Consider the following 25,180-nt stretch of genomic DNA (forward strand, 5'->3'; position numbering starts at 1 on the left):
GGCTGCACTGAACCGGACAGGCGACCGCGACCGCGGAAGGCGGCGGCATTGATCGACATCCGGCCCACCACCGAGCAGGACCTCGACCTGTTCGTCGAGACCATGCACGCCGCGTTCGGGATGTTCGTCGACCCGCCCGGCGAGGGCGGCACCGGCGTCTGGTGGTCGGCCTTCGAGCCGGAGCGCGGCCTGCTCGCCCACGACGCGGACGGCCGGCCGGTCGGCACCGCCGGGGCGTACACCTTCGAACTCACCCTGCCCGGCGGGCGGATCGTCCCGGTCTCCGGGGTGACGGCCGTCGGCGTGCTGCCCTCGCACCGGCGGCGGGGCGTGCTCACCGCGCTGATGCGCCGCCAGCTCGCCGAACTGCGCGGGCGCGGCGAGGTGCTGGCGGTGCTGCTCGCCTCCGAGTCGGTGATCTACCGCCGCTTCGGCTACGGGCCCGCCACCTCCACCCAGAACTACGCCGTGCCCCGGCATCGCGCCGCGCTCGCCCCGCTCCGGGCCGGGGACGCCGACCCGGGGACGGTCGAACTGCTGCACCGCGACAGGGCGGTGGAGCTGCTGGAGCGGGTCTACGACGAGTACCGGCGGCTGCGCCCCGGCTCGGTCTCCCGCCCGCACCGCTGGTGGGAGCGCGGCGCCGGCCAGCCCCCGATCGCCCCCAAGCCCCGCTACGTCGCCCTGCACCGGGACGCCGCCGGCCGGCCCGACGGCTACGCCAGCTACCACGTCGACGACGACCGCACGCTGCGGGTCGACGAGACCGTCGCCGTCACCGACGCCGCGTACACCGCGCTCGCCCGCTACCTGCTCGGCCACGACCTGGTCCAGCGGGTGGTGTTCCGGCACGTCCCGCCGGACCACCCGCTGCCCTGGCTGCTCGCCGACCACAGCGCCGGCCAGCCCGAGAAGTACACCGACTGGCTCTGGGCCCGGGTGCTGGACGTCCCCGGCGCGCTCACCTCCCGCGGCTGGAGCGCCGACGGGGAACTCGTCCTGGACGTCGACGACCCGTTCCTCGGCGAGCACCACCGCCACCTGCTGACCGTCCGCGGCGGCGAGGCCGCGTGCGTGCCCACCGACCGCGAACCCGACCTCTCGCTCGACGTCAGCGACCTCGGCTCGATCCTGCTCGGCGGCACCGCCCCCAGCACCCTGGCCCGGGCCGGCCACCTCCGCCTCCACCACCCCGACGCGGCCGCCCGCGCCGACGCCCTGTTCCGCGCCGAGCGCGCCCCGCACTGCCTGCACTGGTTCTGAGCACCCCGCCCCGGGAAGGGGCGGCGCTCAATCCGTCCGCGTCCCCCGGCCGCCCGGGGCCGAGCCGGTCAGCGCCGGCTCGGCCGCCGCGGCAGCGGCCGGGGCCACCGTGACCGCGGGAGTCGGCAGGACCGGCGCGGGCCGCTCCAGCGACTGCGGGGGCCAGCGGCGGTTCATCGCCTTGGTCAACTTCCGACCCAGGTTCTGGAACGGCATCTCCACCAGCCGGTACATCGCCCAGGAGGCCAGCAGCAGTGCCGCCACGTACCCGGCCACCCACGTCCAGCGCTCGGCGAACGGCATCGCGGCCAGCTTGTAGTAGTAGTAATTGCTGTCCCAGCCGAGCTGCCACAGCAGGAACCGCTTCACCGGCCAGTGCAGCAGGTACACCGAGAAGCTCACCGCGCCCAGCCAGGTCATCACCCGTGGCAGCCGCCGGTTGCGCAGCAGGAAGAACAGCCCGAACGACGCCCACGCCGCCAGATAGGCGTAGGACCAGGCCTGCCAGGTGAAGGTCGAGGTCGCCCCGGCCATCTTCCCCCGGTTGTACATCCAGCCGACCATGGCGCCTGCCACCGCCACGAACCCGATGGTCAGCCAGGCCTCGATCCGCTCGATCTGCCCGTGCTGCGCGCGGTAGATCACCGTTCCCGCGAACATCGTCGCCAGGATGGTGAAGGTTTCGTACGCGGGCGTCCGGCCGTTGCTGAACACCAGCAGCAGACCGAACCCGCCCAGCAGCAGGCCGCCGATCCGGGCCAGCGCCGCGTTGCCGCTGAGCATGCAGAACAGACCCGCGATCACGATGAACACGGCGGCAGCCACCATGTGCTGGAGCTGGGGCAGGCTGTAGGTGAAGCTGTACGACGGGATCGTGACGCCCAGGACGAGCGCGATGCCGCCCGCCAGGACGGAGACCATCGAGCTGCGCCGGTGCCAGGCGACCGTGAAGAGGCTGCTGACGAAGAAGTAGAAGAGCATCTCGTAGGTGAGCGTCCAGGAGATGCCGAGCGCGTTCACCACGCCGAGCATGTCCGACAGCATCAGGCCGTTGCCCGCCAGCCAGAGCTTGTCGTGCCCGTAGCCGTCGAAGGTGAGCACCTGGTAGGCACGTGGCAGGACGAACTCGGCGAGCAGCATGCTCACGATCAGCGCCGGGTAGATCCGGCCGATCCAGAAGGCCCGGACGTCACCGCGGCGCTCCAGCGAGGCCGGGATGATGTACCCGCTGACGATGAAGAAGGCGATGACCCCGTAGAAGCCGAGGTCGAAGTGGGCGGCTATGGTGCCGCCGAAGGGGACCAGTCGCATGATCTCGAAGTGGTGGGCCGCCACGGCCAGCGCGGCTATCCCCCGCAGCGCGTCCAGCCAGCCCAGCCAGCTCCCCGGTGCGGCGGCGCGCTCTGCCCGCCCCGCCCGCCGGGCCCCCAGCGAGTCAGCAATCCCTTGGTCGTCATTCGCCGGAGACTAACCCATACGAAGCACCCGTCCCCGGTCGGGGTACGAATGCGTTTTCCGTCCCCGACCTGCGGGCCGTCGGTCGGGTACCGATGTGCAGTCGGCCCTGGGACTGTGCAGCGAGATGCGCGCACCTACGGGTCAGGTCACGTCCCTGGTCATGTCGACGAAGCGCGAGTAGTGGCCCTGGAAGGCGACGGTGATGGTCGCGGTGGGGCCGTTGCGGTGCTTGGCGACGATCAGGTCGGCCTCGCCGGCCCGCGGGGACTCCTTCTCGTAGGCGTCCTCGCGGTGCAGCAGGATCACCATGTCGGCGTCCTGCTCGATCGAGCCGGACTCGCGCAGGTCGGAGACCATCGGCTTCTTGTCGGTGCGCTGCTCGGGGCCTCGGTTCAGCTGGGAGAGCGCGATCACCGGGACCTCCAGCTCCTTCGCCAGCAGCTTGAGGTTGCGGGACATGTCGGAGACCTCCTGCTGGCGGCTCTCGGCCCGCCGCGAGCCGCCGGACTGCATCAGCTGCAGGTAGTCGATGACCACCAGCCGCAGGTCGTTGCGCTGCTTGAGCCGCCGGCACTTGGCCCGGATCTCCATCATCGACAGGTTCGGCGAGTCGTCGATGTACAGCGGCGCCGCGCTCACCTCGGGCATCCGCCGGGCCACCCGGGTCCAGTCGTCGTCCGTCATGTTCCCCGACCGCATGTGGTGCAGGGCCACCCGGGCCTCCGCGGACAGCAGGCGCATGGCGATCTCGTTGCGGCCCATTTCGAGCGAGAAGATCACGCTCGGCAGGTTGTTGTGGATCGAGCAGGCCCGCGCGAAGTCCAGCGCGAGCGTGGACTTTCCCATCGCCGGGCGGGCCGCGATGACGATCATCTGGCCGGGGTGCAGGCCGTTGGTGAGCTGGTCGAAGTCGGCGAAGCCGGTGGGGACGCCGGACATCTGGCCGGAGCGGGAGCCGATCGCCTCGATCTCGTCGAGGGCGCCCTCCATGATGTCGGCGAGCGGGGCGTAGTCCTCGTTGGTGCGCTGCTCGGTGACGGCGTAGATCTCGGCCTGGGCGGCGTTGACGATGTCGTCGACGTCGCCCTCGGCGGCGTAGCCCATGCCGGCGATCCGGGTGCCGGCCTCGACCAGGCGGCGCAGCACGGCGCGCTCGTGGACGATCTCGGCGTAGTACTCGGCGTTGGCCGCGGTGGGGACGGAGTTGACCAGGGTGTGCAGGTAGGAGGGGCCGCCGACGCGGGCGAGCTCGCCGCGCTTGGTGAGCTCGCCCGCCACGGTGATCGGGTCGGCGGGCTCGCCGCGGGCGTAGAGGTCGAGGATCGCGCCGTGGATCAGCTCGTGGGCGGGGCGGTAGTAGTCGGCGGGCTTGAGCACCTCGACGACGTCCGCGATGGCGTCCTTGGAGAGCAGCATGCCGCCGAGCACGGACTGTTCGGCCGCCAGGTCCTGCGGGGGGACGCGCTCGAAGCCCTCGCCGCCGCCGAAGCCCGGCTCGCGCTCGCCGTCCCGGTCGCGGCGCTCGCCCTTGCCGGGGAAGCGGTCGCCGCCCTTGCCGCCGTCCCGCCGCTGGAAGCCACCGCCGCCGCCGCTGCCGGAGCCCGAACCCTCGCGGCCCGCCGGGGTGTTCGCCCGGCGGGAGACCGGCAGGCGGTCGCCCGGCACGTCGGGGAAGGAGTCCAGCGGGAAGGCGTCGTCGGACGGCTGCCAGTCGTCCTCCGGCGGCGGGGCGTCCTGGTCGTCGTACTGGGGGCCGGTCACGCGTGTTCCCCGTTCAGCGAGCGGTGCGAGTGGGAGCGGGCCTGTCCGGTGACGTACCGACTTCGGCGCCTGTCCTTCTTACGGTACCGATCCGACAGGGCCCGCCCCGCGCGGGTCGGTGCTGAGCGGCCGCCGGACCGGGCCGGCGGGGCGGTGGGCGGGGCCGACGGGCCGGGAAGGTTATCCACAGGGCATGTGGATAACCGTCCCCAGCCTGTGGAGAACTCCGCCAAAGCTGTGCACAACCCTGTGGATAACCATCCAATCGCCCCAATGTCAACTCGCTGACCTGGGACTACTCCCCGTTTAGCCTGTGCATGAGAAATTCTTCACACGACCAGGACCGCCACCGAAGAGGTGTTCGACACACTCTCCGTCCACAGCACCAGTAAGTGGCACAGGACACCTATAGCCATTACCTGTGGATGAGTAGGCTGAGCCCATGCCCGCCCCCGGACCACCCGCCGCCAGACCGCCCGCCGCCGAACGCCGCCGCCACGACCGGGAGATCCTCGCCCTGGCCCTCCCGGCCTTCGGCGCCCTGGTCGCCGAACCGCTGTTCCTGATGGCCGACTCGGCGATCGTCGGCCACCTCGGCACCGCCCAGCTCGCCGGCCTGGGCGTCGCCTCCGCCGCGCTCACCACCGTGGTCGGCGTGTTCGCCTTCCTCGCGTACGCCACCACCGCCGCGGTGGCCCGCCGGATCGGGGCCGGCGACCGGCGGGCCGCCGTCCAGCAGGGCATCGACGGGATCTGGCTGGCGCTGCTGCTCTCGGCCGGCCTGGTGGCGCTCACCCTGCTGCTCGCCCCGCAGGCCGCCCGGCTGCTCGGCGCCTCCGCCACCGCCGAGCCGTACGCGGTCACCTACCTGCGGATCAGCGCGTTCGGGGTGCCCGCGATGCTGCTGGTGCTGGCCGCCACCGGCGTGCTGCGCGGCTTCCAGGACACCCGCACCCCGCTGCTGGTGGCGATCGGCGGGTTCGCCGCCAACCTGCTGCTCAACCTCGGCCTGGTCTACGGCGCCGGCCTCGGCGTGGCCGGCTCCGCCTGGGGCACCGTGATCGCGCAGAACGCGATGGCCGCGGTGTACGTCGCGGTGGTGGTCCGCGGCGCCCGCCGGGAGGGCGCGACGCTGCGGCCGGACGCCGCCGGGATCCGCGCCTCGGCCCGGGCCGGCGGCCCGCTGCTGGTGCGCACCCTGAGCCTGCGCGCGGTGCTGCTGCTGGCCACCGCGGTGGCCGCGCACCTGGGCGACGCCGAGGTGGCGGCCCATCAGATCACCATGACCGTCTGGTCCTTCGTGGCCTTCGCGCTGGACGCGGTGGCGATCGCCGGGCAGGCCATCATCGGCCGCTACCTGGGCGCCGGCGACCTGCCGGGCACCCGGGCGGCGACCCGGCGGATGGTCGAGTGGGGCCTGGGCGCGGGCGTGCTGTTCGGGCTGCTGATGGTGCTCGGCCGGCCGCTGTACGTCCCGCTGTTCAGCTCCGACCCGGCCGTCCAGCACCAGTTGTCCACCGCGCTGCTGCTCGCCGCGCTGACCCAGCCGGTGGGCGGGCTGGTGTTCGTGCTGGACGGCGTGCTGATGGGCGCGGGCGACGGCCGCTACCTGGCGTGGGCGATGCTGGCCACCCTGCTGCTGTTCGTCCCGGCCGCGCTGGCGGTGCCCGCGCTGGGCCTGGGGCTGGCCGGGCTGTGGTGGGCGATGAACCTGTTCATGCTGAGCCGGGCCGCGTTCCTGGTCGGCCGGGTGCGCACCGGCCACTGGATGGTCACCGGCGCCGTCCGCGCCTGAGCGGCCGGGAGAACGGCCGGAGGGCCGGACCCCGTGACGGGGTCCGGCCCTCCGGACTGCGTTACTGCTGCGCTCAGGCGGCGACGACGTTGACGTCGAGGTTGGCCTGGACGTCGGAGTGCAGCTTCACCGAGACCTTGTGGGTGCCCACGGTCTTGATCGGCGAGGCGATCGCGACGGCGCGCTTGTCCACGGCCGGGCCGCTGGCGGCCTTGATGGCCTCCACGACGTCGGCCTGGGTCACCGAGCCGAACAGGCGGCCGGCGTCGCCGGAGCGGACGGCCAGCTTGACCTGCAGGCCCTCGAGCTTGGCCTTGACCTCGTTGGCGGCCTCGAGGGTCTGGATGGCGTGGATCTTCCGGGCGCGACGGATGGCGTCGACGTCCTTCTGACCGCCCTTGGTCCAGCGGATGGCGAAGCCGCGCGGGACCAGGAAGTTGCGGGCGTAGCCGTCCTTGACCTCGACGACCTCGCCGGCGCTGCCGAGGCCGGGGACCTCGTGAGTGAGGATGATCTTCATTGTTCGGTCACCCTCTCTTAGCGCGTGGTGGAGGTGTAGGGCAGCAGCGCCATCTCACGGCTGTTCTTCACGGCCGTGGCGACGTCACGCTGGTGCTGGGTGCAGTTGCCGGTGACCCGGCGGGCACGGATCTTGCCGCGGTCGGAAATGAACTTCCGCAGCAGGTTCGTGTCCTTGTAGTCCACGTAAGTGGCCTTGTCCTTGCAGAAGACGCAAACCTTCTTCTTCGGCTTGCGAGCAGGCGGCTTCGCCATTGTGTGCTCCGTTGAGTACGAGATCTGTCAGCGTTTCCGGGCTCGCGGGGGGCCCGGCCAAGCACCGCTTAGAACGGGGGCTCTTCCGAGTAGCCGCCGCCGGAGTTCCCACCCCAGCTGCCGCCACCCTGGTTGCCGGACGAGGGGGCGCTGGACGCCCACGGGTCGTCGGACGGGCCCTGGTTGCCGCCGCCGGAGTTTCCACCCCAGTTGCCGCCACCCTGGTTGCCGCCGCCGTAGCCGCCGCCACCCTGCTGGCCGCCACCGAAGCCACCGCCGCCGCCGGGACCGCCGGAGCGGTTGGCGCGGGTGACCTTGGCGGTCGCCGAGCGCAGGCTCGGGCCGACCTCATCGACCTCGACCTCGAAGACCGTCCGCTTCTCGCCTTCCTTGGTCTCGTAAGACCGCTGGCGCAGTCGGCCCTGCACGATCACGCGCATGCCGCGCTGCAGCGACTCGGCCACGTTCTCCGCCGGCTGACGCCAGACGTTGCACGTGAGGAAGAGGCTCTCGCCGTCCTTCCACTCGTTGGTCTGGCGGTCGAAGGTGCGCGGGGTGGACGCGATACGGAACTTGGCCACCGCGGCACCCGACGGGGTGAAGCGCAGCTCGGGGTCGTCGACGAGGTTGCCGACGAGGGTGATGACGGTCTCGCCTGCCATGTGGTGATGACCTCTCGGAAAGAAGTTCTGCGGTGCTCGTCAGCGGTGTTCCACGTGGAACACCGGACGCGAGCCCTCCGGCGCGGACGCCGGAAGTGGGCTCAGTGGGTGTCCGGGCGCAGGACCTTGGTCCGCAGAACCGACTCGCTCAGGCTGAACTGGCGGTCGAGCTCCTTGACGACCTCGGGCGTGGCCTTGAGGTCGATGACCGAGTAGATGCCCTCGGACTGCTTGTTGATCTCGTACGCCAGGCGACGACGGCCCCAGGTGTCGACCTTCTCAACCTTGCCGCCGCTGGTGCGGACGACGTTGAGGAAGCTCTCGATCAGGGGGGAGACAGCGCGCTCCTCGACCGAGGGGTCGAGGATGACCATCACCTCGTAGTGACGCATGTGTAACCCACCTCCTTTGGACTCAACGGCCACGGCGTTTCCGTGGCAGGAGGGTTGTGCGCGTCAGCACTGGTCTTCCGGGCATGCGAGCACGCCTCTACACCAGTGCAGAGGTGCCAGCCTACCGGGTCAGCCGACCGGCGGACAAAACAGTTGGCTCCCGGGGTTGTCACTTCGGTCACAACGGTCGCAACCTGGACAGAACGAACGTTCCCTCCCCCCAGGAGGTGGGTCCCCATGGCACAGGCCGCACCCAGGCCGCAGCACCGCCGGCCGCAGTTCACCCTCAACACCGACGGACACCCGCACCCGCGGGAGAACGCCCTGGTCGGCGTGACCGTCCTGCTCGGCGCGATCGCCTTCGTCACCTCGTTCTTCCACAACCTGCACCTCCTGACCTCGTGGACCGGCCTGTTCGGCGTGCTCACGGGGCTGGTGGGCCTGTTCTTCTCGGTGACCACCGCCGAGCGCTTCGCCGTCGTCATCGGCACCGGCGCGGCCGCGTTCGGCCTCTTCCTCGGAGTGGCGCACGGCGGCCTGTTCGGGGGCGTGTGGTGACGGCACCCGGGCGCGGGGCGGGATGAACCCGCCGCCCGGTGCGCAACCCCAGGTGCCCTCCCGGCGTAGTACCTGTACCAGCGGGTGCGAACGGGGGGGCATCACCATGTCGGATCGGTTCCCGGTCGAATCGGACCATTCGGGCGATAGGGTCACCATGGATGGATCCGACGAGGAGGAGCACCGAGCATGAGCCTGCGGCTGCGGACGATCACGCGTGAGGAACACCTGGCTTTCGTGCAGAGCCGGACCTCGGCCAGCCACATGCAGGTGCCCTCCTGGGCCGACGTGAAGGCGGAGTGGCGCGCGGAGAGCCTGGGCTGGTTCGACCAGGCCGGCGAGCTGGTCGGCGCCGGGCTGGTGCTCTACCGCCAGCTGCCCAAGGTGAAGCGGTACCTGGCGTACCTGCCGGAGGGCCCGGTGATCGACTGGTTCGACCAGGACCTCGACCGCTGGCTCAAGCCGATGCTGGCGCACCTGAAGTCGCAGGGCGCGTTCTCGGTGAAGATGGGCCCGCCGGTGGTGGTGCGCCGCTGGGAGGCGCCCACCATCAAGGAGGCGATCGCCGGCCGGCAGGCCAAGCGGCTGCGCGACCTCGAACCCGACTTCACCGAGCCCCGCGCCCTGGAGACCGCCGAGCGGCTGCGCCGGTCCGGCTGGCTGCAGGGCGAGGACGGCGGCGCCGGCTTCGGCGACGTCCAGCCCCGGTACGTGTTCCAGGTGCCGCTGGGCGGCCGCTCGCTGGACGACGTGCAGCGCGGCTTCAACCAGCTGTGGCGGCGCAACATCAAGAAGGCCGAGAAGAGCGGCGTCGAGGTGGTCCAGGGCGGCTACGAGGACCTCGCGGTCTTCCACAAGCTGTACGTGGTCACCGCCGAGCGCGACCACTTCACCCCCCGGCCGCTCTCCTACTTCCAGCGGATGTGGACGTCCCTCACCGCCGAGGACCCGAACCGGATGCGGCTCTACCTCGCCTACCACGAGGGCGAGCCGCTGGCCGCCACCACGATGCTGGTGGTCGGCGAGCACGTCTGGTACTCCTACGGCGCCTCGGCCAACCACAAGCGCGAGGTCAAGCCGTCCAACGCGATCCAGTGGCGGATGATCCGAGACTCCTACGCGCTCGGCGCGAGCGTCTACGACCTGCGCGGGATCAGCGACACCCTGGACGAGGAGGACCACCTGTTCGGGCTGATCCAGTTCAAGGTCGGCACCGGCGGCCAGGCCGCGGAGTACCTCGGCGAGTGGGACTACCCGCTCAACAAGCTCCTGCACAAGGCGCTCGACCTCTACATGTCGCGCCGGTGAACCACCCGCCGGTGCGCCACCCGCCGGTGCGCCGCCCGGCACCGCGCCGCCGCCCGCCACGGCGCCACCTGAAGAACACCACGGGGAGAACGCGATGACCTTGACGATGTACGTGGACACCGACCGCTGGCGGGCGCACCAGCGCGGCCTGCTGGCCGAGTTCGGCGGGCTGGTCCCGGTCGCCAAGGGCAACGGGTACGGCTTCGGCAACGCCCGGCTGGCCGCCGAGGCCGCCCGGCTGGGCGTCCCGATGCTGGCGGTGGGCACCGCGGACGAGGCGGCGGCGGTGGCCGGCGACTTCCCCGGCGACCTGCTGGTGCTCACCCCCCACCGCTCCGGCGAGCCCGCGGTCGAGCTGCCCGCCGGGCGGGTGGTGCGCACCGTCGCGCACACCGAGGCGCTGGCCGCGCTGCCCGAGGGGACCAGGGTGGTCGTCGAGTGCATGACCTCGATGCGGCGGCACGGCGTCGCGGTCGGCGAGCTGTCCCGGCTGCCGGTGCGGCACCTGGCGGTGGAGGGCTTCGCGCTGCACCTGCCGCTGGACCGGCCGGACGGCTCCGACCCGGTGGACGAGGTGTCCGGCCTGGTCCGGGCGATCGACGAGGCCGGGCTCCCCACCGACACCGTCTACCTCAGCCACCTGTCCGCCAAGGACGGGCTGCGGCTGGCCGAACGACACCCGGACACCGGGTTCCGCTCCCGGATCGGCACCCGGCTGTGGCTCGGCGAGGTGGAGGCGCTCTCCTCCCGCGCCACCGTCCTGGACGTCACCCCGGTCTCCCGCGGCGAGCGCTACGGCTACCGGCAGCACAAGGCCCCCTCCGACGGCCACCTGCTGGTGGCCACCGGCGGCACCGCGCACGGCGTCGGCCTGGAGGCGCCCAAGTACGTGCACGGGGTGCTGCCCCGGGCCAAGGGCCTGGCCCGGGCCGGCCTGGCCACCGTCAACCGGACGCTGTCGCCGTACTCCTGGCAGAGCAAGCAGCTGTGGTTCGCCGAGCCGCCGCACATGCAGGTGTCGATCCTGTTCCTGCCCGGCGAGCTCAAGCCGCCCGCGATCGGCGACGAACTGGCCCTGACCGTCCGGCACACCACCACCCACTTCGACCGGGTGGTCGAGCGCTGAGGCCCCGCCCGGGGCCCGGCGAACGGAGAAGCCCTGCCCGCCGTGACGGCGGACAGGGCTTCGGTGCGTCCGGGGCCGGAGCGCCCCCGGCTACCTGCCGGGCTGCGGCTCGGCGCCGAGCTCGACCACGGGCTCCGGCTCCTTGCTCAGCCAGTCCCCCTGCGGCGCGTACTCGGCGTACGTCTCCGCCTCGCGCAGGCCGCGGGCCGAGCCGAGCACGAAGCGGTCCGGGGCGCCGTCCAGCACGCCGCCCGACGGGTCGTCGCTGCCGTCCCAGCGGACCGGGTCGCGGTCCGGGTAGAGGATGTCGCGGACCACCATGTAGCAGAGGTACAGGGTGCCGACCAGGTGCAGGGCGATGGCGAAGTGGTACCACTCCTGGTCGATGCCGTGGTGCTTGCCGTCCCCGTTGTAGGCCAGGAACGACCAGACGCCGAGGAAGTACAGCACCTCGCAGGCCTGCCAGATCAGGAAGTCGCGCCAGCGCGGCCGGGCCAGCACGGCCAGCGGGATCAGCCAGAGCACGTACTGCGGCGAGTAGACCTTGTTGGTCAGGATGAACGCCGCCACCACCAGGAAGGCCAGCTGGGCGAAGCGCGGGCGGCGCGGGGCGCTGATCGCCAGCCAGCCGACCGCCAGGCAGCTGAGCACCAGCAGGACCGCGATCCAGGTGTTCAGGGTCTCCAGGTTCTTGCCGTTGCGCAGGCCCTGCATGAGGATCAGCCAGAACGAGCCGTAGTCCTCCTTGCGGGTCTGGCTGAAGCTGTAGAAGGTCAGCCAGCCCTTCCAGTTGGCCAGCATGATAGGCAGGTTGACCACCAGCCAGGCACCGACCGCGCCGCCGAACGCCTGGCCGAACTCCTTCCACTTGCCGGCCCGCAGGCAGAGCACCAGCAGCGGGCCGAGCAGCAGCACCGGGTAGAGCTTGGCGGCGGTCGCCAGACCGATGAAGACGCCCGCCCAGACCGGCCGGGAGCCCGACCAGTAGGCCATCGCCACGGCGGCCAGGGCCACCGCCAGCAGGTCCCAGTTGATGGTGGCGTTCAGCGCCAGGGCCGGGGCCAGCGCGAACAGCAGCGCGTCCCACGGGCGGCGGCGCTGGGCGCGGGAGGTGGCGACCACCGCGACCACGGCGCAGATCATCAGCATGCCCGCGTTGACCATCCAGAACCACTGCTCACGGCTCATCAGGTCGCCGCTGTGGGTGGTCAACCAGGCCGCGATCTGCATGAACAGACCGGTCAGCACCGGGTACTCCAGGTACTGCATGTCCGGCGAGCCCTGCGGGATCCGGTCCAGGTACGGGTGCAGCCCGTCGGCGAAGCCGCGCCCGGAGAACAGGTGCGGGATGTCGCTGTAACAGGCCTTCGTGTACTGGGTGGTGGCGCCGTGGAACCAGCCGTCGTTGTAGCACGGCGCCTTCTGGAACAGGCCCAGCACGTAGACCGCGATCACGGCCAGCGCGAGGAACTTGGCCGGCGTCCACCAGGACACCCCCAGCAGCGCCCGCCGCCCCGGCGGACCGCCGAACAACTCGCTGCCGGCCTCCGCGACCGGGTCCTCGTCCGCGGGCACCACCACGGTGTTGGGCAGCGGACCGTCGGCCGGCGCGGGGCCGGGCGGCGAGGTCTCGTCACGAAGGCTGGAGGTCATGGCCGACATACTGCCGCACCGCTGTGCGCAATCGAAGAGGGGCACGGGATCGCCCTCGCGATCCGTGCCCCTCTGCGGTGTTTGCCCCGGGATCCGGCGGCCGCTAGCCGGTGGTGGTGCCGCCGGTCTTGCCGGTGGTGGTCCCGGTGGTGGTGCCGGTGCCGCCGTTGCCGCCGGTGCCGTTGCCGCCCGTTCCGGTGCCGCCGGCCGCCCCGCCGCTCGGGCTGGAACTGGGGCACAGGCCGAGCAGGCAGGACGGGCTGGAGGACGGGCTGGAGGACGGGCGGCCGGTCGGACGGCCGGTCGGACGCTGGGACTCGGTGGGCGACGGGTCCGGCGTCTGGGTCGGCGTCTCGGCCGTCGGGGAGGCTTCCACGGTGGCGGAGGCCGAGGTCGAGGGCGAGGCCGAGGCGGTGGACGGGGCGCCGGAGGAGTCGACCTCCTGGCCCCAAGGGGTCGGTGCGGTGAAGTTCTTCGGGTTGCCCGGGCCGATGATCTTCATGTAGCGGGTGAAGATGTCGGTCGGATAGTCACCACCGTGGACCTCGTTCTTGCCACCGGTGCCTTTGAGGTCGAGCAGCTTGGCCTTGCCCGGTTCCTCCCGCCACATGCTGACCGAGGTGGCCAAGCTTGGCGTGTAGCCGATCCACCAAGCCGACGTGCTGTCGTCGGTGGTACCGGTCTTGCCTGCCACCGGGAAACCCAGCGCCGCCGTTTTGCTGCCGGTTCCGTTCTTCGCCACGTTCTGCAGTACGTCGGTGATGTTGTCCGCGACCGCCGGCTCGATCACCGTCTTCGGCGTCGGCTTGTCGAAGTTCGGCAGGGCCTTGCCGCGGAACTGCACCGCGGTCACCGAGTACGGATCGGTCTGCTGGCCGTGCGCCGCGAACACCGAGTAGGCCGCGGCCATCCGGATCGCGCTCGGTGTCGAGGTGCCCAGTGGAAGGGTCAGCGTGTTGGCCGCCGCCAGGGTGTCGTCGTGCAGGCCGAACTTCTCCGCCATCGCCCGGACCTTGTCACCGCCGGCGTCCTGGCCGAGCTGCACGAACGGCACGTTGTAAGACCACTGCATGGCCGTCCGCAGCGTCACGTACCCCTTCTTCCCGGGGTCGCTGTTGCGCTGGTGGTAGGGCTGGCCGTCGTCGCCGATCGCCTTGCTGCCGTCGGCACGGTAGATCTGCGCCATGTCGTCGGCCAGGTAACGGGAGTCCGGGTTGATCTGGGCCGGCTTGCCGTCCGGGCCGTTCTTGGTGAGGACGCCCTCCTGCATCGCGGTGGCCAGTACGAAGGGCTTGAAGGTCGAGCCGACCGGGACGCCCTTGGCGTCGGCGTTGTTGGTGTAGTGGTTGTTCTCGAAACCCGGACCACCGTAGATGGCCACGATCGCCCCGTCGTTGGGCACCACCGAAGCCGCGCCGACCTGGACGAACTTGTCCTCCTCACGGCTGTCCGGTTTCAGCGTCGCCGCCTCGAAGTCGTCGACGGCTTTCTTCAGCGCGTCGACCTTGTCCTTCTGGAAGGTGGTGTGGATCTGGTAGCCGCCGCGGTCCAGGGCCGCCGTGGTGATGCTCGGTTCCTTGTTCGTCACGTACTGCTTGGCGGTCTCGACCAGGTACGAGATCTCACCGGTGGTCTTGGTGGCGGTCTTCGCGTCGATCGGCTCGGGGAAGTCCTTGCACTTGGCCCGCTCGTCGGCGGACAGCACCTTGGTGGTGACCATCCGGTCCAGGATCCAGTTCCAACGGCCCACCATGCGCTCGTGGTTGGCCGGGCCCAGGCTCGGGTCGAAGAGGCCCGCGCCCTTGAGCAGACCGGCCAGCATGGCGCCCTGGCAGACGTCGATCTTGCTGGCGTCCACGCCGTAGTAGGCCTGCGCGGCGGCCTGGATGCCGGTGGCGCCGCGGCCGAACCAGCTGGTGTTCAGGTAGCCGGTGAGGATCTGGTCCTTGGTCTTCTCACCGTTGACCTTCAGGGTGATGAAGAATTCCTTGGCCTTGCGGGAAAGCGTCTGGTCCTGCGACAGGTAGACGTTCTTGACGTACTGCTGGGTGATGGTGGAACCGCCCTGGGTCTCGCCGCCGGTGGCCATCTTGTAGACGGCGCGGGCGATGCCCTTCGGGTCGATGCCGGAGTCGGTGCGGAAGGTGTCGTTCTCCGCCGCGATGACCGCGTCCTGCGCCGGGCGGCTGATCTGCGAGAGCTCCACCAGCTGCTGGTTCTCGTTGCCGGTGCGGGCCATCTCGGTGCCGTCGGCCCAGTAGAAGACGTTGCTCTGGATCTGCAGCGGGGTCTTCTCGTCCGGCACCTGGACCATCGCGTACGCGGCGCCGACGGCGGCCACGCTGCCGCCGAAGAAGATCAGGAACAGGCTCAGCACCTGCTTCCAGGACGGCATCCAGCGCCGGAAGCCGGACTTGCCGAACCGCGGATAGTCGATCATCCGCTTCTTGCCCGGGCGGCCGCCCTGCCCGGTGCCGCGGCCGCTCGGCGGCCCGCCCGCGCTGCCGCCGCCGCCCTTGCGGGACTGCTTGCGCATCTCCGCCCGGGTCAGCCGGGGCTGCTCGGCGGTCTCCCGGGCGGCCCGCCGGCCGCCCTGGCCGGGCACCTGACCGGGACCTCCCGGAGCACCGGCGCGCCCGGGACCGCCGGAGCGGCTGGGCGTGGCGGCGCGGCTCGGGGTCGCGGCCCGGCCGGGCCCGGAAGCCCGACCCGGAGCACCGGAACCGTACTCGGGTGCGCCCTCGACCGGGTTCCCGTACGCGTACGGCCGTTCCGGGTCGGGCCTCCGCGGTGGCTGCTGCTCGCCTCCGGGGTTGGCCGACCTGCGCCGGTGTTCGCTCATCTCTCCGCAGCTCCTCGGTCAGGGTGCACAGGCGAAAGAGTACGGCTCCTCGAAAGCCGCCTAATCGGGCATTGGAAGCCAACCAGGACGAACCGACCGGGATTCATTACACGCCCGTTGCCCAGGGGCCTTGTGATTCCAGTTACGCGTGCCCCCCTTGCTCCTGCCGTGACCCAGGGTTACTGTTGCCGATATATCGAGCCGATACATCGGCGCGACACATCGGTTCGGCATACACTGCCGGACTGGGGCCCGCATCCGGCGAGCAGGAACCCTCACGGAAGGAGGAAGGCGGTATGAGCCGACGCTCCGGCGTCCTCGAATTCGCCGTCCTCGGCCTGCTCCACGACGCGCCCATGCACGGGTACGAGCTGCGCAAGCGGCTCAACGTCCTGCTGGGCTCGTTCCGGGCCTTCTCGTACGGAACGCTCTACCCCTGCCTGAAGAGCCTGGTCGCCCAGGGTTTCCTGGTGGAGGACAACCCGGACGTCGAGTACGTGCCGGCCACCGCTCTGAACGGCAAGCGGTCGAAAATCACCTACCGGCTCTCCCCCGAGGGCAAGCAGCGCTTCGAGGAGCTGCTCGCCGACTCCGGGCCGGAGGCCTGGGAGGACGAGCACTTCGGTGTCCGCTTCGCGTTCTTCGGCCAGACCGACCGGGCGGTCCGGATGCGCGTGCTGGAAGGCCGCCGCAGCCGGCTGGAGGAGCGGCTGGAGCGGATGCGCAGCTCCATCGCCCGCACCCGCGAGCGCTTCGACGACTACACCCTCGAACTCCAGCGCCACGGCCTGGAGTCGGTGGAGCGCGAGGTCCGCTGGCTCAACGAGCTGATCGAGACCGAGCGCGCCACCAGAACCGGACGCAGCGCCGCGTCCCCGCACACTTCGGACGGCCGTGGCCCGGCCGACGGGTCCTCCGACCCGCCCGGGCCACCGTACGACCGCCCGGGGCGCTCCTGACCGGAGCGCTGCACCACCGCGCCGGCCCCGCCGCCCGCGGCGAGGCGTGGGCGCCCCGTGCGCCCGAACAGACAGTCAGAACAGATGTGGAACGAGGCTCCCGCCACAGCACGGCGGGCCTCATGAGATTCAGGGAGCAACCGGAATGGGTTCGGTTCGCGTAGCCATCGTCGGCGTGGGCAACTGCGCCGCCTCGCTGGTGCAGGGTGTCGAGTACTACAAGGACGCCGACCCGGCCGGTAAGGTCCCCGGCCTGATGCACGTCCAGTTCGGCGACTACCACGTGAAGGACGTCGAGTTCGTCGCCGCCTTCGACGTGGACGCCAAGAAGGTCGGCTTCGACCTGGCCGACGCCATCGGCAACAGCGAGAACAACACCATCAAGATCTGCGACGTGCCGCCGACCGGCGTCACCGTGCAGCGCGGCCACACCCTCGACGGCCTCGGCAAGTACTACCGCGAGACCATCGAGGAGTCCGACGAGGCCCCGGCCGACGTCGTCCAGGTCCTGAAGGACCGCCAGGTCGATGTCCTGGTCTGCTACCTGCCGGTCGGCTCCGAGGCCGCCGCCAAGTTCTACGCCCAGTGCGCCATCGACGCCAAGGTCGCCTTCGTGAACGCCCTCCCGGTGTTCATCGCCGGCACCAAGGAGTGGGCCGACAAGTTCACCGAGGCCGGTGTCCCGATCGTCGGCGACGACATCAAGTCGCAGGTCGGCGCCACCATCACGCACCGCGTGATGGCGAAGCTCTTCGAGGACCGCGGTGTCATCCTCGAGCGCACCATGCAGCTGAACGTCGGCGGCAACATGGACTTCAAGAACATGCTCGAGCGCGAGCGCCTGGAGTCCAAGAAGATCTCCAAGACCCAGGCCGTCACCTCGCAGATCCGCGACCGCGAGCTGGGCGCCAAGAACGTCCACATCGGCCCGTCCGACTACGTCGCGTGGCTCGACGACCGCAAGTGGGCGTACGTCCGCCTCGAGGGCCGCGCGTTCGGCGACGTCCCGCTGAACCTCGAGTACAAGCTCGAGGTCTGGGACTCCCCGAACTCGGCCGGTGTCATCATCGACGCCGTGCGCGCCGCGAAGATCGCCAAGGACCGCGGCATCGGCGGCCCGATCCTCTCCGCGTCCTCGTACTTCATGAAGTCCCCGCCGGTGCAGTACTTCGACGACGAGGCCAAGGAGAACGTCGAGAAGTTCATCCGCGGCGAGGTCGAGCGCTGAGCGCAGCGAAGCCTGCTCGCTGTGGGTGCTGAGCGCTGAGCGCAGCGAAGCCTGCTCGCTGTGGGTGCTGAGCGCTGAGCGCAGCGAAGCCTGCTCGCTGTGGGTGCTGAGCGCTGAGCGCAGCGAAGCCTGCTCGCTGTGGGTGCTGAGCGCTGAGCGCAGCGAAGCCTGCTCGCTGTGGGTGCTGAGCGCTGAGCGCAGCGAAGCCTGCTCGCTGTCGGTGCTGAAGCGCCGAGCTGAGTTTCGACGTCGGAGGGCCGTCCCGTTTCGTGCAGGGCGGCCCTCCGGCGTTCGCGTCCGGTCAGGACCAGGCCGCGTTCCAGGTGACCGGGCCGACGATGCCGTCCACGCCGAGGCCGTGGCGCTGCTGGAAGGCGCGGCAGACCTGGGCGGAGGCCGGGCCGTACCAGCCGTCCGCGCTGATCGACCAGCCGCGGGCGGCCATCCGCCGCTGCCACATCAGGACGTCGTCCCCGTGCAGCATCGGCGACTGCACCTTCAGGTACCGGCCGGGCCAGCGGGGCGCCCCGGAGGACGGGGTGGTGGCCTGCGCCGAGGTGCGGGCCGCCGGGATGCCGCCGAGCGCGGGGTCGGCGGAGACCGTCCCCTCCGGGAAGGCCGGGACCCCGTAGCCGTACGGCGAGCCGGGGCCGCGCCGCGGACGGGACTTGAGGTAGACGCCGTCGCCCTCGGTGGAGCCGGTGTCGTTGGTGTTGCCCTCCACGGTCTGGATGGTGTCGGCGTCGTAGGCGTAGACGACGCCGGTGTGGCTGCCGCCGTCGGGGCCGAGGTAGAAGGGGCCGCCGAGGACCGGGTAGTCGGTCCAGCGGTTGTGGTTGCGCCACCAGGCGACGGCCGTGAGGCAGGACGCCGTCATCGGCCAGAGCGCGTCCATGCCGGCCCGGTGGGCGGCCCAGGCTTCGAAGGTGGCGCACCAGGGCTGGCCGTCGGACCACTCCAGGCCGGGGGTCTCGGTGCTGTAGCGCTGTCGGTTGTTCCAGGTGCCGTCGGGGTCTCGGCCTTCGTGCTGGCCGACCTGGCCGAGCAGTAGGGCGGTGAACTCGTCCCGCATGGGAGCCTCCCGTTGTCCGAGGTGGTTCTTCCCTCCCTGGGTGCTCAACGAGCCTGCGGCCGGGAGGTCATCGGTGGTGCGGGAGCACGCGGGGGGCGTCCGGTCGCCGGATGTTGCCGGATGTTTCACGTGGAACCGACCGGCCTCGTGGCACCCTTGGCGGGTGATCACCGAACGGCCCCCGCGGGAGGCCCCCCTGCTCGGGCTGTTGCGCGGCCGAGGTTTTCGGCAGCTGCTGACGGTCCGACTGCTCTCCCAACTGTCGGACGGGGCGTTCCAGGCCTCGCTGGCCGCCTCGGTGGTCTTCTCCCCGGAGAAGCAGTCCTCCCCCGCCGACATCGCCGCGATCGCGGCGGCGACGCTGCTGCCGTTCTCGGTGGTCGGCCCGTTCGCCGGGGTGCTGCTGGACCGCTGGCGGCGCCGGCAGGTGCTACTGATGGGCAATCTGCTCCGGGCCGGGCTCGGTCTGGCGACGGCCGCGCTGCTGCTGGGTGAGGCGCCGAAGTGGGTGTTCATCTCGGCGGCGCTGGTGGTGACGGCGGTCAACCGCTTCATCCTGGCGGGCCTCTCGGCCTCGCTGCCCCGGGTGGTGGCCCCCGCCGAACTGGTCACCGCCAACGCGGTGTCGCCGACCCTGGGCGCGGTCGCGGCGGCCGGCGGCGCGGGCGCCGGTTTCCTGGTGCACCTGGTGGTGCCGGCCGGCCCGCGCGCGGACGCGCTGATGGTCACGCTGTCCGCGCTGCTGTACCTGTCCGCCGCCCTGGCCGCCCAGCGGATCCCGGTCGACCGCCTGGGCCCGGACCAGTTGGACGGGCTCCCCCCGCTGCGCGAGGCGCTGACCGCCACCTGGTACGACCTGCTGGCCGGCCTGCGGCACCTGGTGCGGGACTGCCGCCCGGCGGTGCGCGCGCTGGCCGCGGCGACGCTGACCAAGTTCTGCTTCGGCGTGCTGACCGTCGTGGTGCTGATGCTCTCCCGGTACACCTTCAACAGCGCCTCGGACGAGACCGGCGGCCTGGCCAGCCTGGGCTGGGCGGTGGCGATGTCGGCGGCGGGCATGTTCCTGGCCGCGGTGATCAGCCCGTGGTGCACCCGGAAGCTCGGCCTGAACGGCTGGGTGACGACCTGTCTGGCCGGTTCCGCGGTGCTCGTCCCGGCGCTCGGCCTGACCTTCCGGGAGGCCCCGGCGATGGCCGCGGCGCTGCTGCTCGGCCTGACCACCCAGAGCACCAAGATCTGCGCCGACACCCTGGTGCAGAAGTCGGTGGAGGACGAGTACCGCGGCCGGGTGTTCGCCATCTACGACGTCCTGGTGAACGTGGCGTTCGTCGCCGCGGCCGGCGCCACCGCGCTGGTCCTGCCGCTGGACGGCCGTTCGGCGGCGGTGATGCTGGGCCTGGCGGTGCTGTACGCGCTCGGGGCGCTGCTCTACTTCCGCGCCTCCCGCCGCCCCTGACGGGGGGATCGGCCGCTAGGGTACGTGGGCGCACGGCAACCGCCACAGCCGCCACGGGGGGATCATATGAGCACACCGCAGCCGCCAGGGCCCTACGGGCAACCGGCCCCGTACGCCCAGCCGGGCCAGCAGCCGCCACCGCCGTACGGCGGCCCGTCCGGCTACGGCCAACCGCAGCCCGCGTACGGCCAGCCCCCGACCCACGGGCAGCCGCCCGCCCCCGCATACGGACAGCCGCCCGCTTCCGGGTACGCCCAGCCGCAGCCCGCGTACGGCCAGCCCCAGCCCCAGCCGTCGTACGGCCAGCAGCCCGGTTGGGGCCAGCAGCCTCCGGCCTACGGCCAACCGCCCGCCGGGGACGGGCAGTTGCCCGCCTGGGGGCAGGAGCCGCAGCGGGCCCCGGCCAAGCCCGCCGGGCCGGTCACCACCGGCACCAAGGTCCGCCGGGTGGCGCTCGGCGTGGTGCTGCTCGGCATGGTGGTCGGCGGCCTCCTGGTGCTCGCCGCGGCGTTCGGCGCCGGCGACAAGGGGCCGGTCGCCGGGGACTGCCTGACCACCGGGCACAAGAAGGTGTCCTGCACCGCCGCGGACGCCCACTGGCGGGTGCAGTACCGCAAGACCGGCGGCATCCTCTCCTCGCTCAACTGCGGCCGGGACCACCCGGGGACGACCTCCTACGACAGCCAGTACCGGTCGAAGAAGAAGACCACCCGGTACCGGCTCTGCCTGAGCCCGCTGAACGCCGCCCCCGGCACGGTCGACACCACCAAGCACTGAGCCCGGCTACGCCTCCGGCTGCTCCGCCCACCAGGCACGCAGCGCGGCCACCGCCTCCTCGTGCGCCATCGGGCCGTGCTCCAGCCGCAGTTCGAGCAGGTGCTTGTAGGCCCGGCCGACCGCGGGGCCGGGGCGCAGGCCGAGCAGCTCCATGATCTCGTTGCCGTCCAGCGCGGGGCGGATCGCGTCCAGCTCCTCCTGCGCCTGGAGCGCGGTGATCCGCTCCTCCAGCGAGTCGTAGGTGCGGGCCAGCGCGGCGGCCTTGCGCTTGTTGCGGGTGGTGCAGTCGGAGCGGGTCAGCTTGTGCAGCCGGGACAGCAGCGGGCCGGCGTCGGTGACGTAGCGGCGCACCGCGGAGTCGGTCCACTCGCCGCCGCCGTAGCCGTGGAAGCGCAGGTGCAGCTCGACCAGCTTGGCGACCTCGTTGACCAGCTCGTTGGAGTACTTGAGCTCGCGCATCCGCTTGCGGGTCATCTTGGCGCCGACCACCTCGTGGTGGTGGAACGAGACCCGGCCGTCGGACTCGAAGCGGCGGGTGCGCGGCTTGCCGATGTCGTGCAGCAGCGCGGCCAGCCGCAGCACCAGGTCGGGGCCCTCGGTCTCCAGCGCGATCGCCTGCTCCAGGACGGTCAGCGAGTGCTCGTAGACGTCCTTGTGCCGGTGGTGCTCGTCGCTCTCCAGGCGCAGCGCCGGGAGTTCGGGCAGCACGTGGTCGGCCAGGCCGGTGTCGACCAGCAGGCGCAGGCCCTTGACCGGGTGCTCGGCGAGCAGCAGCTTGTTCAGCTCGGCCTGGACGCGCTCGGCGGAGACGATGGTGATCCGCTCGGCCATCGCGGTCATCGCGGCGACCACCTCGGGCGCCGGTTCGAAGTCCAGCTGGGCGGCGAACCGGGCGGCGCGCATCATCCGCAGCGGGTCGTCGGAGAAGGACTCCTCGGGGGTGGCGGGGGTGCGCAGCACCCGGGCCTCCAGGTCGTCCAGGCCGCGGTGCGGGTCGACGAACTGCCGGCCGGGCAGGTCGACGGCCATCGCGTTGACGGTGAAGTCGCGGCGCACCAGGTCCTGCTCGATCGAGTCGCCGTAGCTGACCTCGGGCTTGCGCGAGCTGCGGTCGTACGCCTCGCTGCGGTAGGTGGTGATCTCGATCAGGAACGAGCCCTCGGCCGTGTCCTTGCGGGCGCCGACGGTGCCGAACGCGATGCCCACGTCCCAGACCGCGTCGGCCCAGCCCTTGACCAGCTTGAGGATCTGCTGCGGGCGGGCATCGGTGGTGAAGTCGAGGTCGTTGCCGAGCCGGCCGAGCAGGGCGTCCCGGACCGACCCGCCGACCAGCGACAGCCGGTGGCCGGCCTCCTGGAAGCGGCGGGCGATCTCGTCGGCGACCGGGGATACCCGCAGCAGCTCCTGCAGGCCGAGGGTCTGCGCCTCGGTCAGCCCCGGCAGGGCGACCCGGTCGGCGGAGCTGGAATGATTGGCGCTGGACGCATTGGCAGTGGACACGGCTCACAAGGGTACGTGCCCGGCCTGCTCCGCCGCCCTCCCGTTTCGCTCCCCCGGTCCGTCCGGCAGCTCCCGGGCCGCAGCACTGCGGACCGGACGGCGTCGTTACCATGCCGGGTGGACGCTCCCGGTGGGGGACCGCCCGGCCGGGTCGGCCGCGGCGGTGCGTGGAGTGATCGAGACGATCGGGAACGGCGAGGACGCGCGTGGACGAGCGGACCGGGCGGAACGCGGCAGTGGCGGCGCGTCGCGGACGGTGGACGGGCCGGCTGGCCAGGGGCACCGCCGCGCTGCTGGCGGGCGGGCTGGCCGGTGCGCTCGGCGCCGCCCCGGCGGCGGCGGTCCCGGGCCTGCTGCCGGCCGCGGCGGCCGAGTACCCGGCGACGGTGCGGATCGACGCCCTGTCCCAGCAGGTGGCCTCCGAGAACAGCACCGTCACCGTCACCGGCACGATCACCAACTCCGGCTCGGCGAGGTTCAAGTCGCCGACCATGAAGGTCCGCCAGCCGCAGGCCCGGCCGATGAAGACCCGCAGCGAGATCGAGATGGCGGAGTCCCGGACCACCCCGAGTTCCCTGGACGGCCTCTCGCTGGACAGCCCGGCCCAGCGGCTCCAGGACCTGGACCCGGGGCAGAGCGAGCCCTTCTCCCTGGCGGTCCCGGTCTCCGCGCTGAAGGTCGACGAGACCGGCACCTACGAGCTCGCGGTGGACGTCTGGAGCAGCACCGGCGACGAGAAGGCCCACCCGCTGGGCATCGCCCGGACCTTCCTGCCGTACCAGGGCCGGGAGACCGCCCAGCCCTCGCAGCTGGCCGTGGTCTGGCCGCTCACCCACGCGCCGGTGCTGGTCGCCCAGACCATGGCGGACGCCGACCAGACGCCGGTGCTGCGCGACGACAGCCTGACCGCCGAACTGACCGGCGACGGCCGGCTGAACCGGATGGTCGAGCTCGGCGCCGACCTGCCCGGACTGACCTGGGCGATCGACCCGAACCTGCTGGACACCGTGTACGCGATGACCAAGCCGTACCGGGTGCAGAAGCCGGGCACCTCCGGTGAGTCCGCCGGCGAGGAGAACACCGTCCCCGGCACCGGCCGGGACGTGGCGACGGCCTGGCTGGCGAAGCTGCGCACGGCGCTGGCCAAGCCGGGCACCGAGGTGCTGTCGCTGCCGTACGCGGACCCGGACCTGGCGTCGATCGCGCACAACGGCGCGGGGCTGACCGGCATGGACACCGCGCTGCGCAAGGCGGTGACGGCCGGTCAGATCACCACCGAGGCCCGGCTGTCGGTGGACGCCGAGTCGGACGTCGCCTGGCCGTACCAGGGGCTGCTGGACCAGCGCACCGCGGCGGTGGCGGGTGCGGCGGGCGGGCGGATCCTGCTGGTCGACGGCCGGTCGATGCCGGAGTCCGACAAGCTGTACTACACCCCGAACGCGGCCCGCTCGATCGGCAACGGGCAGACCGCGGTGGTCTCCGACTCCGTGCTGGCCTCGCTGTTCCGGCCCGACCTGAACTCGGCGGGCGCCCGCACCCTGGCGGTGCAGCACTTCCTCGGCGAGACCCTGACCATCGCCCACCAGGAGCCGGAGCACCCGCGCGGCCTGCTGGTGCTGCCGCCCCGCACGCTGAGCGTCGGCAGCGCGCAGGCGCTGCACGACGCGGTGAAGGGCGCGGCCGGCAGCGGCTGGGTGGCGCCGACGGTGCTGCGGAAGGTCGCCGAGCAGAAGCCCGACCCGGCCGCGAACGCGTCCGTCCCGGAGGGGTACCCGCGCGAGGCGACCGCCGACGAGCTGTCCGCCGAGGAGCTGGCGGCCACCATGCAGCTCCAGGACGGCGTGGACCAGCTGATGATGGTCCTCACCGAGCCGGAGCGGGTGCGCGGCCCGTTCAGCGCCGCGATGGTGCGCGCGATGTCCACCGAGTGGCGCGAGCAGCCGAAGACCGGCACCGAGTACCGGCGCGGGGTGCGCACCTACCTGGACAACCTCAAGTCCGCGGTCCGGGTGCCGAAGAAGACCGTGGTGACCCTGCCCGGCGACAACGCGACGCTGCTGGTCAGCGTGCGCAACGGGCTGACCCAGTCGGTCGGCAACCTGGAGCTGAAGATCACCTCGGCCCAGCCGAACCGGCTGCGGGTCGACTACCCGATCCAGCCCGTGGTGATGGACGCCGGCACCAGCCGCACCTTCCGCTTCCCGGCCGAGGCGCAGGTCAACGGCCCGGTCCAGGTCACCGCGCAGCTGTGGACCACCGGCCCGGACGCCCGGCCCTACGGCGAGGCGGTCGTGTTCACCGTCGACGTCACCTCGGTGGCCAGCGGCGTGACGTACGTGATCGCCGGCGGCACCGTGCTGATGGTCCTCGCCGGCGTGCGGTTCTACCTCCAGCGCAAGAAGCGCCGGGCGGCCGGCGAGGTCGACGAGGACCCGGACCGCCCCGCCGACGGCCCCTCCGACGGCCCCGCGGGCGCGCCGGAGGGCACCGAGCCGCCGTCCGACGCGGACCCCTCCTCCGCCCCGGGTGACACCGATCGGATGGCCGGTGATGAGAAGGTGAACCACTAGGCCGCCCCACCCCCCGGGCGCCCATC

General features: G+C 71.7%; 20 protein-coding genes. 10 read left to right on the forward strand and 10 right to left on the reverse strand.

What is annotated here, in order from left to right; all coding sequences use genetic code 11:
• The first annotated feature begins 51 nt into the window (after positions 1–51).
• A complete protein-coding gene (locus OU787_RS15975) occupies positions 52–1,263 on the forward strand; it encodes a GNAT family N-acetyltransferase (protein WP_268661874.1) in 1,212 nt (403 codons plus the stop codon).
• A gap of 27 nt (positions 1,264–1,290) precedes the next feature.
• Here the strand turns inward: OU787_RS15975 and OU787_RS15980 are convergent, their stop codons facing one another.
• Both OU787_RS15980 and dnaB read right to left on the reverse strand, forming a co-directional pair.
• Positions 1,291–2,706, reverse strand: coding sequence for an acyltransferase family protein (locus OU787_RS15980; protein WP_327059454.1), 1,416 nt, complete (start codon positions 2,704–2,706; stop codon positions 1,291–1,293).
• 156 nt (positions 2,707–2,862) lie between these two features.
• Positions 2,863–4,404 carry a replicative DNA helicase gene (gene dnaB, locus OU787_RS15985; protein WP_030457602.1) on the reverse strand — a complete coding sequence of 514 codons (1,542 nt, stop codon included), beginning with the start codon at positions 4,402–4,404 and terminating at the stop codon, positions 2,863–2,865.
• 520 nt (positions 4,405–4,924) lie between these two features.
• On the opposite strand from dnaB, the gene OU787_RS15990 reads away from it, so the two are divergent.
• A complete protein-coding gene (locus tag OU787_RS15990) occupies positions 4,925–6,277 on the forward strand; it encodes an MATE family efflux transporter (RefSeq protein ID WP_268659736.1) in 1,353 nt (450 codons plus the stop codon).
• A 73-nt stretch (positions 6,278–6,350) separates the two neighbouring features.
• On the opposite strand, the gene rplI is transcribed toward OU787_RS15990, so the two are convergent.
• The 4 genes from rplI to rpsF all read right to left on the reverse strand — a co-directional run bounded on the left by rplI (position 6,351) and on the right by rpsF (position 8,105).
• Positions 6,351–6,797, reverse strand: a complete 447-nt coding sequence (rplI, locus tag OU787_RS15995) for a 50S ribosomal protein L9 (RefSeq protein ID WP_030457604.1) — start codon at positions 6,795–6,797, stop codon at positions 6,351–6,353.
• 17 nt (positions 6,798–6,814) lie between these two features.
• Positions 6,815–7,051: a 30S ribosomal protein S18 gene (rpsR, locus tag OU787_RS16000; RefSeq protein ID WP_030457605.1), complete on the reverse strand. Its 237-nt coding sequence runs from the start codon at positions 7,049–7,051 to the stop codon at positions 6,815–6,817.
• Between the two features lie 68 nt (positions 7,052–7,119).
• On the reverse strand, positions 7,120–7,713 hold the full coding sequence (locus tag OU787_RS16005; RefSeq protein WP_268659737.1) for a single-stranded DNA-binding protein: 594 nt from the start codon (positions 7,711–7,713) through the stop codon (positions 7,120–7,122).
• Positions 7,714–7,814: 101 nt separating this feature from the next.
• A complete protein-coding gene (gene rpsF, locus OU787_RS16010; RefSeq protein ID WP_030457607.1) occupies positions 7,815–8,105 on the reverse strand; it encodes a 30S ribosomal protein S6 in 291 nt (96 codons plus the stop codon).
• A 237-nt stretch (positions 8,106–8,342) separates the two neighbouring features.
• Here rpsF and OU787_RS16015 point away from each other — a divergent pair, with 237 nt between their 5' ends.
• The 3 genes from OU787_RS16015 (at position 8,343) to OU787_RS16025 (ending at position 11,097) form a co-directional block, all read left to right on the forward strand.
• On the forward strand, positions 8,343–8,663 hold the full coding sequence (locus tag OU787_RS16015; RefSeq protein ID WP_030457608.1) for a hypothetical protein: 321 nt from the start codon (positions 8,343–8,345) through the stop codon (positions 8,661–8,663).
• Between the two features lie 189 nt (positions 8,664–8,852).
• Complete coding sequence (locus OU787_RS16020; RefSeq protein WP_030457609.1) at positions 8,853–9,971, forward strand: lipid II:glycine glycyltransferase FemX; 1,119 nt, start codon at positions 8,853–8,855, stop codon at positions 9,969–9,971.
• A 94-nt stretch (positions 9,972–10,065) separates the two neighbouring features.
• Positions 10,066–11,097 carry an alanine racemase gene (locus OU787_RS16025; protein ID WP_268659738.1) on the forward strand — a complete coding sequence of 344 codons (1,032 nt, stop codon included), beginning with the start codon at positions 10,066–10,068 and terminating at the stop codon, positions 11,095–11,097.
• Between the two features lie 90 nt (positions 11,098–11,187).
• On the opposite strand, the gene OU787_RS16030 is transcribed toward OU787_RS16025, so the two are convergent.
• Complete coding sequence (locus OU787_RS16030; RefSeq protein WP_369794877.1) at positions 11,188–12,759, reverse strand: glycosyltransferase family 87 protein; 1,572 nt, start codon at positions 12,757–12,759, stop codon at positions 11,188–11,190.
• Between the two features lie 94 nt (positions 12,760–12,853).
• Positions 12,854–15,355, reverse strand: coding sequence for a transglycosylase domain-containing protein (locus OU787_RS16035; RefSeq protein WP_268659739.1), 2,502 nt, complete (start codon positions 15,353–15,355; stop codon positions 12,854–12,856).
• A 533-nt stretch (positions 15,356–15,888) separates the two neighbouring features.
• Here OU787_RS16035 and OU787_RS16040 point away from each other — a divergent pair.
• Positions 15,889–16,551 carry a PadR family transcriptional regulator gene (locus OU787_RS16040; protein WP_268659740.1) on the forward strand — a complete coding sequence of 221 codons (663 nt, stop codon included), beginning with the start codon at positions 15,889–15,891 and terminating at the stop codon, positions 16,549–16,551.
• Between the two features lie 145 nt (positions 16,552–16,696).
• Positions 16,697–17,779 carry an inositol-3-phosphate synthase gene (locus OU787_RS16045; protein WP_014136999.1) on the forward strand — a complete coding sequence of 361 codons (1,083 nt, stop codon included), beginning with the start codon at positions 16,697–16,699 and terminating at the stop codon, positions 17,777–17,779.
• Positions 17,780–18,080: 301 nt separating this feature from the next.
• Here OU787_RS16045 and OU787_RS16050 read toward each other — a convergent pair whose 3' ends face one another.
• Positions 18,081–18,851 carry a peptidoglycan-binding domain-containing protein gene (locus OU787_RS16050; protein ID WP_051816447.1) on the reverse strand — a complete coding sequence of 257 codons (771 nt, stop codon included), beginning with the start codon at positions 18,849–18,851 and terminating at the stop codon, positions 18,081–18,083.
• 163 nt (positions 18,852–19,014) lie between these two features.
• Here OU787_RS16050 and OU787_RS16055 point away from each other — a divergent pair, with 163 nt between their 5' ends.
• Together OU787_RS16055 and OU787_RS16060 are read left to right on the forward strand one after the other, a co-directional pair.
• Entirely contained in the window at positions 19,015–20,307 is a 1,293-nt protein-coding gene (locus OU787_RS16055) for an MFS transporter (protein WP_232794784.1), read from the forward strand.
• Between the two features lie 66 nt (positions 20,308–20,373).
• Entirely contained in the window at positions 20,374–21,084 is a 711-nt protein-coding gene (locus tag OU787_RS16060; protein ID WP_268659741.1) for an LppU/SCO3897 family protein, read from the forward strand.
• Between the two features lie 6 nt (positions 21,085–21,090).
• Here the strand turns inward: OU787_RS16060 and OU787_RS16065 are convergent, their stop codons facing one another.
• Complete coding sequence (locus OU787_RS16065) at positions 21,091–22,527, reverse strand: CCA tRNA nucleotidyltransferase (protein ID WP_380370961.1); 1,437 nt, start codon at positions 22,525–22,527, stop codon at positions 21,091–21,093.
• A 263-nt stretch (positions 22,528–22,790) separates the two neighbouring features.
• Here OU787_RS16065 and OU787_RS16070 point away from each other — a divergent pair, with 263 nt between their 5' ends.
• Positions 22,791–25,154: a DUF6049 family protein gene (locus OU787_RS16070; protein ID WP_268659742.1), complete on the forward strand. Its 2,364-nt coding sequence runs from the start codon at positions 22,791–22,793 to the stop codon at positions 25,152–25,154.
• The last annotated feature ends 26 nt before the right edge of the window (positions 25,155–25,180 follow it).

The sequence above is a fragment of the Kitasatospora sp. YST-16 genome (assembly GCF_026802215.1).
GTDB lineage: Bacteria > Actinomycetota > Actinomycetes > Streptomycetales > Streptomycetaceae > Kitasatospora > Kitasatospora cineracea.

Bases quoted from the DNA above. Each gene is read 5' to 3' on its own strand.
- rpsF (WP_030457607.1), bottom strand. From the start codon at position 8,105: ATGCGTCACTACGAGGTGATGGTCATCCTCGACCCCTCGGTCGAGGAG.
- OU787_RS15990 (WP_268659736.1), top strand. From the start codon at position 4,925: ATGCCCGCCCCCGGACCACCCGCCGCCAGACCGCCCGCCGCCGAACGC.
- OU787_RS16020 (WP_030457609.1), top strand. From the start codon at position 8,853: ATGAGCCTGCGGCTGCGGACGATCACGCGTGAGGAACACCTGGCTTTC.
- OU787_RS16045 (WP_014136999.1), top strand. From the start codon at position 16,697: ATGGGTTCGGTTCGCGTAGCCATCGTCGGCGTGGGCAACTGCGCCGCC.
- OU787_RS16040 (WP_268659740.1), top strand. From the start codon at position 15,889: ATGAGCCGACGCTCCGGCGTCCTCGAATTCGCCGTCCTCGGCCTGCTC.
- rpsR (WP_030457605.1), bottom strand. From the start codon at position 7,051: ATGGCGAAGCCGCCTGCTCGCAAGCCGAAGAAGAAGGTTTGCGTCTTC.
- OU787_RS16005 (WP_268659737.1), bottom strand. From the start codon at position 7,713: ATGGCAGGCGAGACCGTCATCACCCTCGTCGGCAACCTCGTCGACGAC.
- OU787_RS16030 (WP_369794877.1), bottom strand. From the start codon at position 12,759: ATGTCGGCCATGACCTCCAGCCTTCGTGACGAGACCTCGCCGCCCGGC.
- OU787_RS16050 (WP_051816447.1), bottom strand. From the start codon at position 18,851: ATGCGGGACGAGTTCACCGCCCTACTGCTCGGCCAGGTCGGCCAGCAC.
- rplI (WP_030457604.1), bottom strand. From the start codon at position 6,797: ATGAAGATCATCCTCACTCACGAGGTCCCCGGCCTCGGCAGCGCCGGC.
- OU787_RS16060 (WP_268659741.1), top strand. From the start codon at position 20,374: ATGAGCACACCGCAGCCGCCAGGGCCCTACGGGCAACCGGCCCCGTAC.
- OU787_RS16025 (WP_268659738.1), top strand. From the start codon at position 10,066: ATGACCTTGACGATGTACGTGGACACCGACCGCTGGCGGGCGCACCAG.
- OU787_RS16015 (WP_030457608.1), top strand. From the start codon at position 8,343: ATGGCACAGGCCGCACCCAGGCCGCAGCACCGCCGGCCGCAGTTCACC.